14 protein-coding genes and 1 other RNA gene are annotated in these 15,147 nt (G+C 44.1%); 3 read left to right on the top strand and 12 right to left on the bottom strand.

What is annotated here, in order from left to right; all coding sequences use genetic code 11:
- Positions 1 to 12 precede the first annotated feature (12 nt).
- The 3 genes from rpoZ to RYK49_RS06380 all read right to left on the bottom strand — a co-directional run bounded on the left by rpoZ (position 13) and on the right by RYK49_RS06380 (position 2,785).
- Positions 13 to 327, bottom strand: coding sequence for a DNA-directed RNA polymerase subunit omega (gene rpoZ, locus RYK49_RS06370; protein WP_002893503.1), 315 nt, complete (start codon positions 325 to 327; stop codon positions 13 to 15).
- 25 nt (positions 328 to 352) lie between these two features.
- Complete coding sequence (gene gmk / locus RYK49_RS06375; RefSeq protein ID WP_002893505.1) at positions 353 to 985, bottom strand: guanylate kinase; 633 nt, start codon at positions 983 to 985, stop codon at positions 353 to 355.
- A gap of 186 nt (positions 986 to 1,171) precedes the next feature.
- Positions 1,172 to 2,785: a ribonuclease Y gene (locus RYK49_RS06380; RefSeq protein ID WP_072074481.1), complete on the bottom strand. Its 1,614-nt coding sequence runs from the start codon at positions 2,783 to 2,785 to the stop codon at positions 1,172 to 1,174.
- A 364-nt stretch (positions 2,786 to 3,149) separates the two neighbouring features.
- Here RYK49_RS06380 and RYK49_RS06385 point away from each other — a divergent pair, with 364 nt between their 5' ends.
- Entirely contained in the window at positions 3,150 to 3,632 is a 483-nt protein-coding gene (locus tag RYK49_RS06385) for an S-ribosylhomocysteine lyase (RefSeq protein ID WP_002927480.1), read from the top strand.
- 58 nt (positions 3,633 to 3,690) lie between these two features.
- On the opposite strand, the gene RYK49_RS06390 is transcribed toward RYK49_RS06385, so the two are convergent.
- The 5 genes from RYK49_RS06390 to RYK49_RS06410 form a co-directional block, all read right to left on the bottom strand.
- A complete protein-coding gene (locus tag RYK49_RS06390; protein ID WP_125434979.1) occupies positions 3,691 to 5,148 on the bottom strand; it encodes a cell division site-positioning protein MapZ family protein in 1,458 nt (485 codons plus the stop codon).
- 12 nt (positions 5,149 to 5,160) lie between these two features.
- Complete coding sequence (locus tag RYK49_RS06395) at positions 5,161 to 6,315, bottom strand: class I SAM-dependent RNA methyltransferase (RefSeq protein WP_314865251.1); 1,155 nt, start codon at positions 6,313 to 6,315, stop codon at positions 5,161 to 5,163.
- Between the two features lie 285 nt (positions 6,316 to 6,600).
- An RNA gene (rnpB, locus tag RYK49_RS06400) (RNase P RNA component class B) lies at positions 6,601 to 6,968 on the bottom strand.
- A gap of 22 nt (positions 6,969 to 6,990) precedes the next feature.
- A complete protein-coding gene (gpsB, locus tag RYK49_RS06405; RefSeq protein ID WP_050540601.1) occupies positions 6,991 to 7,353 on the bottom strand; it encodes a cell division regulator GpsB in 363 nt (120 codons plus the stop codon).
- A 71-nt stretch (positions 7,354 to 7,424) separates the two neighbouring features.
- On the bottom strand, positions 7,425 to 7,952 hold the full coding sequence (locus RYK49_RS06410; protein WP_004185623.1) for a DUF1273 domain-containing protein: 528 nt from the start codon (positions 7,950 to 7,952) through the stop codon (positions 7,425 to 7,427).
- Between the two features lie 67 nt (positions 7,953 to 8,019).
- Here RYK49_RS06410 and recU point away from each other — a divergent pair, with 67 nt between their 5' ends.
- Both recU and pbp1a read left to right on the top strand, forming a co-directional pair.
- A complete protein-coding gene (recU, locus tag RYK49_RS06415; protein ID WP_125342647.1) occupies positions 8,020 to 8,622 on the top strand; it encodes a Holliday junction resolvase RecU in 603 nt (200 codons plus the stop codon).
- Positions 8,615 to 10,753: a penicillin-binding protein PBP1A gene (gene pbp1a, locus RYK49_RS06420; RefSeq protein ID WP_314865254.1), complete on the top strand. Its 2,139-nt coding sequence runs from the start codon at positions 8,615 to 8,617 to the stop codon at positions 10,751 to 10,753. Before recU ends, pbp1a begins: the two co-directional genes overlap by 8 nt.
- Before the next feature lie 77 nt (positions 10,754 to 10,830).
- Here the strand turns inward: pbp1a and pepC are convergent, their stop codons facing one another.
- The 4 genes from pepC to RYK49_RS06440 form a co-directional block, all read right to left on the bottom strand.
- Positions 10,831 to 12,165: an aminopeptidase C gene (gene pepC, locus RYK49_RS06425; RefSeq protein ID WP_314865256.1), complete on the bottom strand. Its 1,335-nt coding sequence runs from the start codon at positions 12,163 to 12,165 to the stop codon at positions 10,831 to 10,833.
- 78 nt (positions 12,166 to 12,243) lie between these two features.
- A complete protein-coding gene (locus tag RYK49_RS06430; RefSeq protein WP_268681657.1) occupies positions 12,244 to 12,804 on the bottom strand; it encodes a GNAT family N-acetyltransferase in 561 nt (186 codons plus the stop codon).
- A 47-nt stretch (positions 12,805 to 12,851) separates the two neighbouring features.
- Entirely contained in the window at positions 12,852 to 13,676 is an 825-nt protein-coding gene (gene nadE / locus RYK49_RS06435) for an ammonia-dependent NAD(+) synthetase (protein WP_268681656.1), read from the bottom strand.
- Positions 13,673 to 15,133 (bottom strand): nicotinate phosphoribosyltransferase, encoded by a 1,461-nt coding sequence (locus tag RYK49_RS06440; protein WP_314865261.1) that lies wholly within the window; start codon positions 15,131 to 15,133, stop codon positions 13,673 to 13,675. The genes nadE and RYK49_RS06440 overlap by 4 nt, the downstream gene beginning before the upstream one ends.
- Positions 15,134 to 15,147 lie beyond the last annotated feature (14 nt).

The raw sequence follows: 15,147 nt of genomic DNA on the forward strand, positions 1-15,147 counted from the left end.
GCATCCCCAACCTTAAATCTTCTCACCTTCTTCTTTTTCTTTAGCGATTTGCTCTTTAATCTTGCGTTCTTCTTCTTCCTTACGCAGGCGCTCTTCTTCTGCCCGACGGCGAACTGCCTCGCGCTTGCCTTCTGGATCTGGATGGATAACGACATTGCCGGATTCAATTTCTTCCAAAGCACGAAGAGTGGATTTAACAGACTTGAATTCCTGCGTAGCAGGAGCTCCAGCTTCAAGCTCATGAGCGCGCTTAGCTTCTAAAATAACCAAGGAATATTTTGAAGGAACCTTGTCCAGCAAAGTGTCAATAGACGGTTTTAACATCATAATTTTCTACCTAATTTCTAACTTTCTATCGAATAATCGTTTCATTTTTGGGAAGCATGTCCTGATAACGGCCGATAACACGGTCTACTCGGAAATGCTCTGCTTCAATCACGCGCTTGACACGGTCGGCAGCCAGCGGCACCTGATCATTGACAATGGCATAATCATACTCGCGCATGAGGGCAATTTCTTCTTTGGCCTTTTCAATGCGCTGAGCGATAATCTCCGCACTGTCTGTCCCACGTCCGACCAAGCGGTCTTTAAGTTCTTCTAAGTCTGGAGGAGTCAAAAAAATAAAGACGGCATCTGGAACTTTTTTCTTGACTTGCAAAGCTCCCTGAACCTCAATCTCTAGGAAGACATCAATACCTTTATCCAGCGTTTCATTGACATAAGTCAGAGGCGTCCCGTAATAATTTCCCACATACTCTGCATACTCCAGCATCTGTCCCTGACGAATCAGCTCTTCAAACTCCTCGCGAGTGCGGAAGAAATAGTCAACTCCATCCACTTCGCCTGGACGCTGCGGACGAGTCGTCATGGATACCGAGTACTGAAATTGGTTATCAGTGCTTTCAAAAATTTCTCGTCTAACAGTCCCTTTTCCTACACCAGAGGGGCCAGAAAAGACGATTAGTAAGCCTCGTTCCGTCATCATGTCTCCTTCACAGTCTTTCTATCTAGTGTAACAAAATTAGGCTGATATTTCAAGGGGATAGGAAGAAATGTATGTGTCTAGAGTTTTGAAAAGATAGGAAAATAAGCAAGCAATCATACGGAAAACAAAATAGACCAGCAGAACATTCAAGAAAAAAGCAATCTGTTACCAGACTGCATTTCTTCTTTATTTTGCGTAGTCAACGGCCCGCATCTCACGGATAACCGTCACCTTGATATTGCCTGGATATTCCAAGTTGTTTTCGATTTTTTCACGAACATCGTGAGCCAAAATCGTAATCTTGTCATCCTTAATCTTGTCCGGCTGAACCATAATCCGGATTTCCCGGCCAGCTTGTAAAGCAAAGCTATTCTTGACACCCTTGAAGCTATTAGCGATTTCTTCCAAATCTTGGAGACGCTTGATATAGCTTTCCAGAGATTCACTACGAGCACCTGGCCGAGCGGCACTGAGAGCGTCTGCTGCAGCTACGATAACAGCAATGACACTTTCTGCTTCCACATCCCCGTGGTGGCTGGCAATCGTATTAACAACGATTGGATGCTCCTTGTACTTACGAGCCAGTTCTGTCCCGATTTCCACGTGGCTACCTTCAACCTCACGGTCGATAGACTTGCCAATATCATGGAGGAATCCAGCACGGCGAGCTAAATTAGCATTTTCACCAAGCTCACCAGCGATGATACCGGAAAGTTTGGCAACTTCAATAGAGTGACGCAGGACGTTCTGGCCATAAGAAGTACGGAACTGCAAACGCCCCATGATTTTCATCAGATCAGGATGCAGGTTAGGTGCTCCGATTTCATAAGCTGCGGCTTCCCCGTACTCACGGATACGATTGTCAATTTCTAGACGGTTCTTCTCAACCAACTCCTCGATGCGGGCTGGGTGAATGCGACCGTCTTTCAAGAGTGCTTCCATGGTCATACGAGCAATTTCGCGGCGAATCGGATCAAAACCTGAGAGAGTGACTACTTCAGGCGTATCATCAATGATGACATCAATACCAGTCAGACTTTCAAAAGTTCGGATATTGCGACCTTCACGGCCAATAATCCGGCCCTTCATACTGTCATCTGGCAGATGTACCGTTGAGTTGGTTTGCTCAGCGACATAATCACCGGCAATACGCTGCATGGCTTGGACCAAGATATTCTTGGCAACCTTATCAGACCGCTCTTTGATATCTTGCTCCGCATCCCGAATCCTAGTCGCAATCTCTTTAGAAAGCTTGTCTTCGGTCTGCGTCAAAATAATATCACGCGCTTCTGTCTGCGATAGCGAAGCAACTCGCTCCAGCTCTGCTGCCTTCTGCTTTTCAAGTTCCGCTACTTGTTCTTCACGCGCATCAATGTGTTTAGATTTATCTGAGAGACTTTGTTCTTTTTGCTCCAAAGCCTTTTCTTTGTTGCTTAAATTATCGTCTTTGCGGTCAAGGGTAGAAGCGCGCTCTGTCAAGCGGCTTTCGATTTGTTTCAACTCTTGACGTTCAGACTTAAATTCTGCATCAACTTGTTCACGATATTTTCTGGCTTCTTCTTTTGCCTCCAAAAGTGCTTCTTTTTTAAGCGAACTTGTTTCTCGCTTGGCTTCTTTGACAATCAAATCAGCTTCGCGTTCAGCCTGTCCGCGTAAATTGGTTGCTTCTTGTTCAGCATTTAAAAGAGTAAGCTCTGCAGCTTCTTTAGACGATTTCATCTTAGCCGAGACACTTACATATCCAATCACTAAACCAATGATGGCAGCAAAAACAGACATAATTATAGGAAATAGGTCCATGTTTTTACTCCAAATCTATTTAATTGTTGAATTCAAAATTCCATACTATTCTATCACAAATCTAAAAAATTCACAAACCTATTTTTTGAAATTCAAGAAAGCTTTTGTCCAATTTTCACCGACAAAATCATCAAAGTTTGTAGAAGCCTGAGTACCTAAACTTTTTCAAGACATAAGCAAGATTGTTCAAATTTTTCATTTTTCTAAAACTTAAACTTTATTCCCAAATAAAATTTTTTTATGCTATAATCAGAGAAGAAAAGGTGTATATGAGACAGGCTTTTTCTTCGCTAACAAGACAAACCTATGGCTTGATATCACTAGAAAAACCTTCTCGCACTTGCTACATTGTAAAGGAGAAACCATGTCTAAAGAAGTTATCGTTGAAAGCTTTGAGCTGGATCACACCATTGTCAAAGCGCCTTATGTCCGCCTCATTGGAGAGGAAACCGGCCCTAAAGGCGATATCATTTCCAATTTTGATATCCGTTTGGTTCAGCCTAATGAAGATTCAATCCCAACTGCTGGTCTGCATACCATCGAGCATTTGCTGGCCATGCTGATTCGCAAGCGCATTGATGGTATGATTGACTGCTCACCTTTTGGCTGCCGCACTGGTTTTCATATGATTATGTGGGGCCAACACAGTTCCAATCAGATTGCTCAAGTCATCAAATCCTGTCTAGAAGAAATCGCTGAGTCAACTAGCTGGGAAGATGTCCCTGGAACAACCATTGAATCCTGCGGAAACTACAAGGATCACAGCCTTTTCTCAGCCAAAGAATGGGCCAAGCTTATTCTCAGCCAAGGAATCTCAGATGATGCCTTTGAACGCCATGTGATTTAAAAAAGTTCTCGAAATCGAGAACTTTTTTTGTGCATGTATAATGAAATCCATCAACAGACTAGAAATCGAGCGAGTCAGCATAACCCGGACCATTTCCGACGAAGTATCCAGTCTTACAGTTGATACTGAAGAGATAGGTGCCGTCTGGTTTGAAGAGGTTGTAGTAGCCGTTTCCTTTGATAATATTAACGCGTTCCAGAATATAGTTGTCTCCAGAAATGTAGCCGCGCTCACGAGAAGTTTGCAAAATCTTCTCCAGAACACCAGGATTGAATGTCCAAGCTGGATTGTTGACGTCATCAATAGCTGCTTGGTTATAAGGGACACGACTGAGGTCTCTCTGCAGATTTACTCCATTGCTAGGAAGACCATAGCCAGAGTAAGAGTTAGAAACTCCTGAACCAGAAGCAGATGCACTTGAACCGCCATTTGTACCTGCACCCGTCCCTCCTTGATCAGTAGCAGGAGCTGGAGTTGGTACCTGTTGGCCGCGTCCTTGGGCAATTGCTGCCTTTAGAACTTCATCTAACTTGGCATTGCCACTTGATACATCTGAGAAGGTCGCATTTGTATTAGCCTTGGCTTCCTTGTTCAAGACACCGTCAGTAATCGCTCCGCCGTCAAACTGTGAATTGACACTTTGGATAGCCGAAATCTGCTTGACCAAGGAATCATACTTGCTCTTGGCTGCATCATAGTCTTTGCTGCCTTTTAGCTTTTCAAGTAAGGTTTTTAATTTTTCCAAGTCACCAAATTTACTGTTTTTGACAGCAGTCTGATTGCTATCTGTGAAGAATGCAGCATACTCATCATTAAAGGATTTCAGATCCTTGGCAGTATTATCAGAGCTAGACGAAGACGAGCTCTTTTTACTGGACTGCGATGTTGAAGAGCTGGAGCTTGTAACGGTCTTGTGCCCCCAATTATGCCCCAGAGCAAAGTAAAGCCCTGTGCCCGCTACAGCAATCCCTAAAAGTCCTAAAACTGGATAAAGGAAAGCTTTTTTCTTGTAGAAAGGTGTCTTAGGAACCTGTAATTCCTTCTCATCAAGCGGTTCTGGAATAGGACCGTAAGATGTCTTTTGAACGGGAGCAGCAGGAACCGCATCTTCCTGCTCTGAGCGTTGACTGCGAGAACCTAAGGGATTTGGAGCTGCTTCTGGCTCACTTGCTGTCTCAGTGGCTGTCAACTGAGCTGCTGGAATCTCCTGTTCACTTTCAACCTCTTGCCGTCTTTCTTTGATGAAGTCGGTCAAATCAGAAGATGCTTGCTTAGCCTGAGCCGTTTCCTGCTCCTGCAGCTTTCTGATTTTCTGGGTTTCAAATTTTCCAGCTTCGATTTCCTGACGGTGCTGCTTGATATACTTATCCAGCACATTGTCGCTTTCATTCACACCGGCTTCCAGCTCCTCTTTCTTACGCGTGGCTTGGCCGACTGTCATTTCCTTGGCCTCTTCAAAATCAAGGACCGACTCTTTCTTTTCTTCTTCCGGTGAGTAGTTTTCTTCTTTCGTCACGGCAAATCCTTTCTAATCTAACTGACGTTTGACCCGCTGGCCAAAATACTGATATAAATCAACTTTTAAAGTTCCATTATAAAGTTTGCGTTTTTTATCGGCCTGACTGCCGTATTTGCTTTCAAAAGCTTCATCGCTGGTCAGGATAAATTTGCTCCAAGTTTTGAGCGGAGCAAAAGTTTCCCCCATCTCCTGATAAAGCTGAGTCACAGCCTCATCATCTAGAAGGCGCTCCCCGTATGGCGGATTAGAGATAATCACACCGTTGATCTTATCTGTATGCAAATCTTGCAGACGCATCTGCTTAAAGTGAATCTGCTCTGCTACTCCTGCTTGCTCAGCATTTTTTCGAGCTAGCTCTACCATACGGCCATCGATATCCGAGCCAGAAATATCCAGCTGGATGGTCTGATCAATCTGACTGAGTGCAGTCGAGCGAGCCTGGGCTACCAGATCTTTATCCACCCAATTCCAGTCTTCAAAGGCAAAGGAACGATGGAGTCCTGGCGCTATCTTCATCCCAATCATGGCTGCCTCGATACAAAAAGTACCAGAGCCGCAAGTCGGGTCTATCAAAGGCTTATCCGGATACCAATTGGACAGGAGTAAAATGGCCGCTGCCATATTTTCCTTAATCGGTGCACCGCCTTTATCGACACGATAGCCACGTTTGAAGAGGCTAGATCCTGTCGTATCAATCATGACCGTCGCTACATCTTTTAGGATAGAGACCTCTATCCTAAACTCAGCTCCATTTTCCTGCAAAGGAACCCCTTCCGGACGTGCATAATGCTTCTGCAGCTTCTTGACAACTGCCTTTTTAGAAATAGCCTGAACACTGGGCTCATTGTGAAGTTTTGACTTGACGCATTTAGCCTTGGCAATAGGAAATTTAGCTCCCAACGGTAGATAATTCTCCCAATCCAGAGCAAAAACTCCCTGAAAGAGCCCTTCAAAAGTCTTAGCTGGAAAACTGCCAACTACAATCTTAATCCGATCGGCCGCGCGCAGCCAGAGATTGGTTTGAATAATGGTACTGACATCACCCTCGAAGCGAACCCGGCCATTTTCGACCTGACAATCAAGTCCCAGCTCTCTGATTTCACGGCCGACGACAGCTTCTAGCCCTGCCGCTGCGGTCGCAATTAAATTAAATTTTTCTTTCATATTGGCTTTTTAAATGGATTCCAATCTATACAAACAAAGGGAGTGAGACAAAAATCGTGATTTCGTCACATCGATTTTCCTCACTCTCCCTTTTTAGATTTTGGGCTGAGAAGGTTTCACTGCCATTTATCAATTAGCTCATTCCTTGAAATATCCATCAGACAAATGAAGCAACAGCTAGTTGAACTTGGCAGAGAATAGAGCGCTCAGCCACTCTCTTGCTATTCTATTATAAAATTTAAAGAGGACAGGACTTGCCGTCCCAGCCTCAGCCTATATGCAATTTTCTGTAAGCCATGTTTTGTTCCGGAAATGACTAGGTACCATTTCCTTCGATAATCATCTGTCTACTGTTTCCAGTCAGAGTGCTATGTTCGCTTCCACGCACTCCATGCCCCGACCAAAGTTTGGGTTGCTAGCTTGAGGGGTTTACCGCGTTCCACTTCTTCTGTTTCCAGAAGAACTACGTCACTGTGGCACTTTCAGACCTAATCAGACATATCCAAAGACTTAGCCATTTCAGTCGCCGTAACGGAAAAATCCGTCCCTAGGCTTATTTCTTCGCCTAGCACAAACACTACCGGCATCACAGCCAGTGCTAGCATGGACTTTCCTCATGAAAATCTAAAATTTCCACGCGATTATCCAAAAATTGCACTGTTCTAAAAAGAACCATTATTCACGATCCAGAATTTGTTTCCCGAAAACTTCCTTTTCAAGACGGTTCAAGCGCTTCAAGATATCAAAATTAGTCGCAGAAGTCATCTGAGGGAAGCTTTCCACAGTCGACTGAGTCGCTTGTGTTGATTGGACAGGCTGAGTCGGCTGAACCGGTGCTTTTTCAACCGGCTTCGCAGCCAACTCTTCCTTGAGACGGCGATTTTCCTCACGCAGCTCCTTTACCAAGGCTGCATAAGTCTCATAATCCTTGATAATATCATCCAAAAACTCATCCACTTCGGACTTACTATAGCCGCGTACTTCGCGTTTAAAATCCTGATCAAAAATATCTTTTGCTGTAAAAATAATACTTGCCATCTTCTCTCTCCAATCTAGTTTGTCATATTCAATTATAAACAAAATGCCTAATAAAAATCAAGATTTATCATCTAATTTCCCGAAAAATTTTCGGCCACTTCATTCAGGTCATCAAATGTTAATTTTTTGATAAAATATTGTTCTTGTTTTTTCATTTCTTGGTAAAGATATTTCAGTTTTGTCTCCTGTTCTTCATCGTAAAACAAGTAGGCTCCATCTGTATTTTGAATGACGAATTGATTGTAATCACGAAACTGACTAGGATTTTGATAGGTCGGATAAGCATACTTGACGAAATCGGCTTGCTTAAAAGCAGCTAATTTTGCTTGATTAGCTTCGTTCCAATTTTCACCTTGATTCTCAAAGAGAAAGATGGTTGCCGTCTGAAATTCATAGTCCTTTTTCAGGTCGTTGGCCAGCTCCAAAACCCAAGATTCAAAGCCCAGATTTCCCATAAAAACCAGCCAATCCACTCCGTCTTCCAAAAAACGGATTAAGTCCCTCTTAGCGGCTTCTTTTATAATTTTTATTCTCATATCTTTTTCCGTCGAAATGCCGATTTCAAAGGCTTTGTAGCCTGTTATTAATAGACTGGTCATTTATTCTCCCTTAAAAAAGTTTTTTGTGGTATAATAGAGTGATGCTATTGTACCAATAAGGAGTTTTATGGTCAACTATCCGCATAAGCTAAAGGCAAAAAGCAGTATCAACAGACCTGTTCCCGGCATTGTTAACTTTGCCAATCGTGGGATGTCTTTTGAAAAGATGATCAACGAATCCAACAACTACTATCTAAGCAGAGGACTCGCTGTCATCCATAAAAAGCCTACCCCCATTCAGATTGTCAAGGTTGATTATCCGCACCGTAGCCGAGCCAAGATTGTAGAGGCTTACTTTCGGCAAGCTTCCACAACAGACTATTCTGGTGTCTACAAGGGCCATTATATTGACTTTGAAGCCAAGGAAACCCGACAGAAAAAATCGATGCCCATGAAAAATTTTCATTCGCATCAGATTGAACATATGGAGGCAGTCCTTGAGCAAAAGGGCATCTGTTTTGTCTTACTGCATTTTTCCAGCTTAAGGGAGACTTACCTACTTCCCGCTTCTTATTTAATTGAGTTTTACAAGATCGACAAGGGAGGGAAGTCCATGCCCTTAACCTACATTCAAGAGCATGGTTATCCGATTGAAATGCAGCAACTTCCCAGCATCCCTTATCTTGAAATTATCGAACAAAAACTACTAGGTGGTATTATAAATGAATAAACAAACTCTTATGCAGGCTTTGAAATATCTTGCAAGTGCACTTATAACCCTGCTTATGATTGGATTCGTGATTGGCTGTTTGGTATTTACCTACTATGCGGTCAAGGCTCCTAAGCTTTCTGAAAAAGACCTAATCGCGACCACATCCAGTAAGATTTTTGACAGCAATAACAATTTGATTGCGGACCTAGGCGCTGAAAAGCGGGTCAATGCTGAAACAAGTGAAATTCCTACGGATTTGGTCAACGCCATTGTCGCCATCGAAGACCATCGCTTCTTCAATCACCGCGGGGTGGACTTTATTCGGATTGCAGGTGCCCTTGTTAGCAATATCCGCGGAGGCCGTCAAGGTGGTTCAACTCTAACCCAGCAGTTGATTAAGCTATCCTATTTCTCAACTTCTTCTTCAGATGCGACTCTTTCACGTAAAATCCAAGAAGCTTGGCTGGCCGCTCAGCTTGAGCGTAAAGCGACCAAGCAACAGATCTTGACCTATTATGTCAATAAAGTCTACATGTCTAACAGTAACTACGGTATGCAGACAGCAGCCCGAAGCTACTATGGCAAGGATTTAAAAGATTTAAGCTTACACCAAACGGCTCTGCTGGCAGGTATGCCTCAGGCACCAAATCAATACGACCCCTACACCCATCCAGAGGCTGCAACCAACCGCCGTAATCTAGTACTTCGTGAGATGCATGATCTCAAGTACATCACAGATGAGCAGTATGAGCAAGCTAAGAATACCCCTGTAACCGACGGACTTCAAAGTTTGAAAGCTTCCACTAGCTATCCTGCTTACATGGACAATTATCTTAAGGAAGTAATTGAACAAGTAGAAGAAGAGACTGGCTACAATGTCCTGACAACTGGTATGGAAGTCTATACAAACGTCAACACTGATGCCCAAAAGAAACTCTGGGATATTTACAACACAGGAGACTATGTAGCTTATCCAGATGACGAAATGCAGGTTGCCTCCACCGTTATGGATGTGCAAACTGGTAAAGTCATTGCCCAGCTCGGTGCCCGTCACCAGTCTACCAACGTATCCTTTGGTACCAACCAAGCTGTTGAAACCAACCGTGACTTCGGTTCAAGTATGAAGCCAATCACAGATTACGCTCCAGCTCTTGAAAATGAAGTCTATACTTCAACTGCTGCTCCTATCACGGATGCTCCATATAACTTCCCGTATTCTAGCACACCAGTCTACAACTGGGATAAGAAATATTATGGCGGGATGACGATTCAATACGCTATTCAGGAATCCCGTAACGTTCCTGCTGTGAAAACGCTGGAAGCCGTTGGTTTGGATGAGTCTCTCAAGTTCCTAAATCGTATTGGGATTAACTATCCTGAAATGTTCTATGTTAATGCCTTTTCAAGTAATACCAGCAAATCCGGTAACGAGTACGGAGCCAGCAGTGAAAAAATGGCTGCTGCCTATGCTGCTTTTGCCAATGGCGGTACTTACTACAAGCCTCAGTATGTCAATCGTGTCGTCTTCAGTGACGGAACGGAGAAGACCTTCTCCAACAATGGTTCCAAGGCTATGAAGGAAACGACAGCCTACATGATGACCGATATGATGAAAACAGTCTTGCAGTCTGGTTCAGGTACAAACGCTGCTATTTCTGGGGTTTATCAGGCTGGCAAGACTGGAACCTCCAACTATGCTGACGATGAATTAGCCAAGCTGACCAAGCCTTACTACTACTCTAGTATTGTCACACCAGACGAGCTCTTCGTTGGTTACACACCTAAGTATTCAATGGCTGTTTGGACCGGCTACTCTAACCGCCTGACACCAATCCTTGATGACGGGATTAAGGTTGCAACAGATGTCTACCGCGAAATGATGCTTTACCTAGCTCAAGACGGCTCTGCTTCAGAAGATTGGGAAATGCCGGATGGTCTCTACCGCAGTGGCTCTTATGTCTATCTCAATAGTGGTACTGGCTATAACCGTTACTACAATAACCAGCAGTACTATAACTATTCTAGCTATAGCAGTTACAGTACAGAAGCTAGCTCTGACACATCAGCTTCTAGTGATCATTCTGGCGATTCAAACAATAGCTCTTCTAGCCACAATGACTCATCTTCTGGTGATGGTGGAAATGACTAGAGAGACGAAGATTAGAATACAAACTAAAAGAGTAAGAATTTTTCATTCTTACTCTTTTCTTACTCTCTCATCAAAGCTTACTTTGCCAAAGCCCCCATGGGATCCCAAGGAGCCAAGACAATAGGCTCTGCTTCATAAGCAGCTAATTCTGCTGCTGTCAGAAATTCTTTACGAACGACGATTTGATAGGTATATTCGTCCATCCAAGCGTCAGAGGCTACGAAATAGCCCTTGTTACCAACCTTTTCACCCCAAGAGTTTTCGACCTTCCATTTCTTAGCCTTACCATTTTCATCCAAGTCTACCCCTGTCAAGACCATGGCGTGGGTCATGAGGCTTTCGCTATAGTCCAAGCGGCCAGCCTTGTCCTGAGTTAGTCCAATATCCATGCTGGCAGTGAAATCGTGCATCCCTTCAGCCATAACACCTGCCTTACGATTGCTAGACTGATCAACATCCGAGCCAAACCAAACGGTCTCGCCAGCCTTCATTTGCGTAATTGCCAGCTCTTTTAGTCGGCCCATTTCAACATTCAAATAACGTACTGGCTTACTGCCAACGACATTGCCCAGCATCTCAACTGTATAGGACCTACCATAAGGCTTGTCAGCAGTCGGTGCATTGATGATAGAGACATAGTCATCTAGCTTAAGGTCGACATATTTTTGATAGAAAGTCAGAGGTGTCAATCCGCTCTCGCTATGGAAATGATTGTCCTTATCTCGATAAGAGAAGTCAAACTGGCGAGGCGGCAAGCCTAAATTCATAGCTAGAAAGTTAAAGACTTCCTGTAGGAGTTCTTCTTTTTTAGTTTGAAGTTCAGCCGATTCTGCCCCTTCCGCTCTTAATTCTCGCAAAATCTGCGCATCTTGACGCAGGAGTTTATTGAGAATCTGATTGAGCTCACGGCTGTTGCTGGAAGAAATTGACTCCGGATAGACTGACTTAGGCACGACGCCGTATTTCTCAAAAAGCGCCACGACCATATCCCATTGACCACCATCCTGCTGAGGCGTATCTAAGAGAAACTTGACCTTACGGCTAGTCAATTCTTGGTCAGCCGTCGCAATCACCTGCTCTAAAAACCAGTTGGATTTTTCATATTTATCCCAAAAGAAGGTATGGGCTTGAGATAGCTCAAAATCCTCCAGTTGGAAGTTCGCAATCATCTTGTGGCGGAAGGTATTAAGAGCTGCAAACATCCAACAGCGCCCTGAAGCTTTCTGGTCACTAACCTTGTCCTTAGTGAGATCCAGCGAAAAGACTGGCGTGTTTTCCACAGCGGCGCTTCGCTTCTCTAAGGAAGCCAAAAGACCATTGTGACTGATGGCATTTTCCATTGCTGCAAACTTGGGATTTGCCTCATAAGCAGCGTATAGCTTATCTGTAAAATCTTGTTCTAACGAATTCATAGAACCCTCCTTGTCATTATACATCTATTATAGAACTTTAAAAAAGGAGCGCAAGTAAAAAGGCTGGACAAAAGAGTCCTAGCCTTTTTCTAAATCGGATCTTAGGATTCCATAGACGGAAAAATCTTTGACTTGTCCTTTATGAAATATAGCCTGACGGAAAGTGCCTTCGTAGCTCATGCCAGCTTTGGCCATGACACGCCCAGAAGCTTGATTGGCTGTTACAAATCTTGTCGTGACACGATTAAAACCTGCACCTTGCAAGAGATAGATTAAAACAGCTTTCAAAGCTTCTGTCATCAGCCCCTGCCCCCAATAGTCTTTACTTAAAATATAACCGACCTCGCAAGCATTGACTGCCTCATCCATGTCCACCACACTAATATCACCAAGCACATGTTCAGGATTTTCTTTCAGGCAGATGGCCCACTTGTAAAAATCCATGTTTTGATAATTCTCAACCCAGCGAGCAATAGACTGTTGGGTGACTTCAGGACTCTCGTGAGCATCCCAGGTCACATGCAGCAAATTATCCGGACGAGAAGCCCAGTTGTCATACATAGCTTGTACATCCGATTCTAGAAAAGGTCTTAGTAAAAGACGTTTGGTTTCAATGGACTGTGTACCTATCTTTTTCATGGCTTCCTCGTTTCTTAGCTCAGACTAAAAAGTTGCGATAGAGATTTTCACTTCCAAAATTCGTCAAAAATCGTAATCGGCAAATGCCGTTTGTGCTGGCCTTTATGCCACCAAGACTCGATAGTTTCTTGAGCTTGGGCTGAAACGGACTTGCCTTCGAGGTAGTCGTCAATTTCATTGTAGGTCACACCCAGAGCAACTTCATCCGCAATCCCAGGTTTTTCCTCTTCCAAGTCAGCTGTCGGTACCTTTTCATAGAGAGCCGGATCCGCTCCTAAGACGGCCAAAAGCTGCTTGCCTTGACGTTTATTAAGACGGTAAAGTGGTAAGATATCTGCTCCGCCATCCCCAAACTTGGTGAAAAAGGCCGTGACATTTTCGGCTGCATGATCCGTCCCAATGACAGCCCCACTGTATGAACCAGCCAAAGCATACTGGGCAATCATACGGCTACGGGCCTTGATATTGCCCTTGTTAAAATCAGAGACTTTGGCACCCGTTGCCTCTACAGCCTTTGTCATGGCATCAGCAGATTCCTTGATATTAACTGTCAGACTGGCATCAGGCTGGATAAAAGCCAGAGCCTTTTGGGCATCATCTTCATCTGCCTGAATACCGTAAGGCAGACGGACAGCAATAAAGCAGTAGCTATCATCCCCAGTTTCAGCCCGCATTTCCTCTACAGCCAGCTGAGCCAAGCGACCAGCCAAGGTTGAATCCTGACCACCAGAAATTCCCAGAACATAACTTTTCAAAAAAGGGTGCTTCCTCAGATAAGCCTTGAGAAAGTCGACCGACTTGCGGATTTCTTCCTCCGGGTCAATCACTGGTTTGACGCCCAGTTGAGCGATAATTTCTTCTTGTAGGCTCATTTTTCTGCTCCTGTCTGGTAGGCTTTCTTACGCATCTGGTCAATCAAATCCATCTTATCCTGCCAAATATCTCTAGCCAGGTCAACTGGATAATCCTGTGGATTGAGAACTCGTTTGTACTCGTCCCAAAGTTTATCAAATTCCTTACGGGCATAGGCTTGAATCTCGGTCAGGCTCGGCTGAGAATAGACCAAATTTCCTTCTTGGAAAATATCCACCAAAAGCGGTACGGCATCAAAATTTTTGACCGTTTTTTTGATGTAGGTATAGGTAGGATGGAACATTTCCAGCTCTTCCAAGCTATTGACATCAATGCCATCATAGGTAATGTAGTCTCCCTCGGACTTCTCTTTTTCGCGGCTGGTAATACGCCAAACCTGCTTCTTGCCTGGGGTCGAAACCTTTTCAGCATTATTGGACAGCTTGATGGTATTGCGCAATTCTCCAGTCTCATCTTCAATAGCAACAATCTTATAAACTGCTCCTAAAGCCGGCTGGTCGTAGGCCGTAATGAGCTTGGTTCCCACACCCCAGACATCTATCTTGGCCTTTTGCATTTTCAAGTTGAGAATGGTATTTTCATCCAGATCATTGGACGCATAAATCTTAGCATCAGGGAAGCCAGCTTCATCTAATTGCTGCCGAACCTTCTTAGAAATATAGGCAAGGTCTCCCGAATCAATGCGGACTCCCAGAAACTTAATCTTGTCTCCTAGCTCACGCGCCACCCGAATGGCTGCCGGAACACCTAGGCGCAATGTATCATAGGTATCTACTAGGAAAACACAGTTATGATGAGTCTCAGCGTAAGCTTTAAAGGCTTCATAATCATTTCCATAGACTTGAACGAGAGCATGGGCATGCGTTCCCAAGACTGGAATATCAAAGAGCTTGCCAGCCCGGACATTGCTGGTGCCGTTCGCTCCGCCAATCACCGCTGCCCTAGTCCCCCAAATAGCAGCATCCATTTCCTGGGCCCGGCGCGTACCGAACTCCATCAGTGGCTCATCTTCGATAACAGAGCGGATACGGGCTGCCTTAGTGGCAATCAGGGTCTGAAAATTAACGATATTGAGCAGGGCAGTCTCAACCAGCTGACACTGAGCCAGTGGACCTTCCACCTGCACGATTGGTTCATTGGCAAAAACCAAATCACCTTCTTGAACAGTTCTTACTGTCAGACTCATCTTGAGATTTCGCAAATAATCCAAAAACTCTCCATGATAGCCCAAGGATTGCAAATAATCTAAATCGCTCTGGCTGAATGTCAGATTATTGAGATAGGAAATAATTCTTTCCAAGCCCGCAAAAACTGCGTAGCCGTTATTAAAAGGATTCTTACGGAAAAAAACTTCAAAAACTGCACGCTTGTTGTGAATATTTTGCTTGAAATAAACCTGCATCATGTTGATTTGGTACAAATCAGTGTGCAGAGTTAAACTATCATCTGGGTACATCTTCTTGCTCCTTT

The sequence above is a fragment of the uncultured Streptococcus sp. genome (assembly GCF_963525625.1).
GTDB lineage: Bacteria > Bacillota > Bacilli > Lactobacillales > Streptococcaceae > Streptococcus.

Excerpts from the sequence above, each read along its gene's own strand:
- rpoZ (WP_002893503.1), bottom strand. The coding sequence starts at position 327 with ATGATGTTAAAACCGTCTATTGACACTTTGCTGGACAAGGTTCCTTCA.
- gmk (WP_002893505.1), bottom strand. The coding sequence starts at position 985 with ATGATGACGGAACGAGGCTTACTAATCGTCTTTTCTGGCCCCTCTGGT.
- RYK49_RS06380 (WP_072074481.1), bottom strand. The coding sequence starts at position 2,785 with ATGGACCTATTTCCTATAATTATGTCTGTTTTTGCTGCCATCATTGGT.
- RYK49_RS06385 (WP_002927480.1), top strand. The coding sequence starts at position 3,150 with ATGTCTAAAGAAGTTATCGTTGAAAGCTTTGAGCTGGATCACACCATT.
- RYK49_RS06395 (WP_314865251.1), bottom strand. The coding sequence starts at position 6,315 with ATGAAAGAAAAATTTAATTTAATTGCGACCGCAGCGGCAGGGCTAGAA.
- gpsB (WP_050540601.1), bottom strand. The coding sequence starts at position 7,353 with ATGGCAAGTATTATTTTTACAGCAAAAGATATTTTTGATCAGGATTTT.
- RYK49_RS06410 (WP_004185623.1), bottom strand. The coding sequence starts at position 7,952 with ATGACCAGTCTATTAATAACAGGCTACAAAGCCTTTGAAATCGGCATT.
- recU (WP_125342647.1), top strand. The coding sequence starts at position 8,020 with ATGGTCAACTATCCGCATAAGCTAAAGGCAAAAAGCAGTATCAACAGA.
- pbp1a (WP_314865254.1), top strand. The coding sequence starts at position 8,615 with ATGAATAAACAAACTCTTATGCAGGCTTTGAAATATCTTGCAAGTGCA.
- pepC (WP_314865256.1), bottom strand. The coding sequence starts at position 12,165 with ATGAATTCGTTAGAACAAGATTTTACAGATAAGCTATACGCTGCTTAT.
- RYK49_RS06430 (WP_268681657.1), bottom strand. The coding sequence starts at position 12,804 with ATGAAAAAGATAGGTACACAGTCCATTGAAACCAAACGTCTTTTACTA.
- nadE (WP_268681656.1), bottom strand. The coding sequence starts at position 13,676 with ATGAGCCTACAAGAAGAAATTATCGCTCAACTGGGCGTCAAACCAGTG.
- RYK49_RS06440 (WP_314865261.1), bottom strand. The coding sequence starts at position 15,133 with ATGTACCCAGATGATAGTTTAACTCTGCACACTGATTTGTACCAAATC.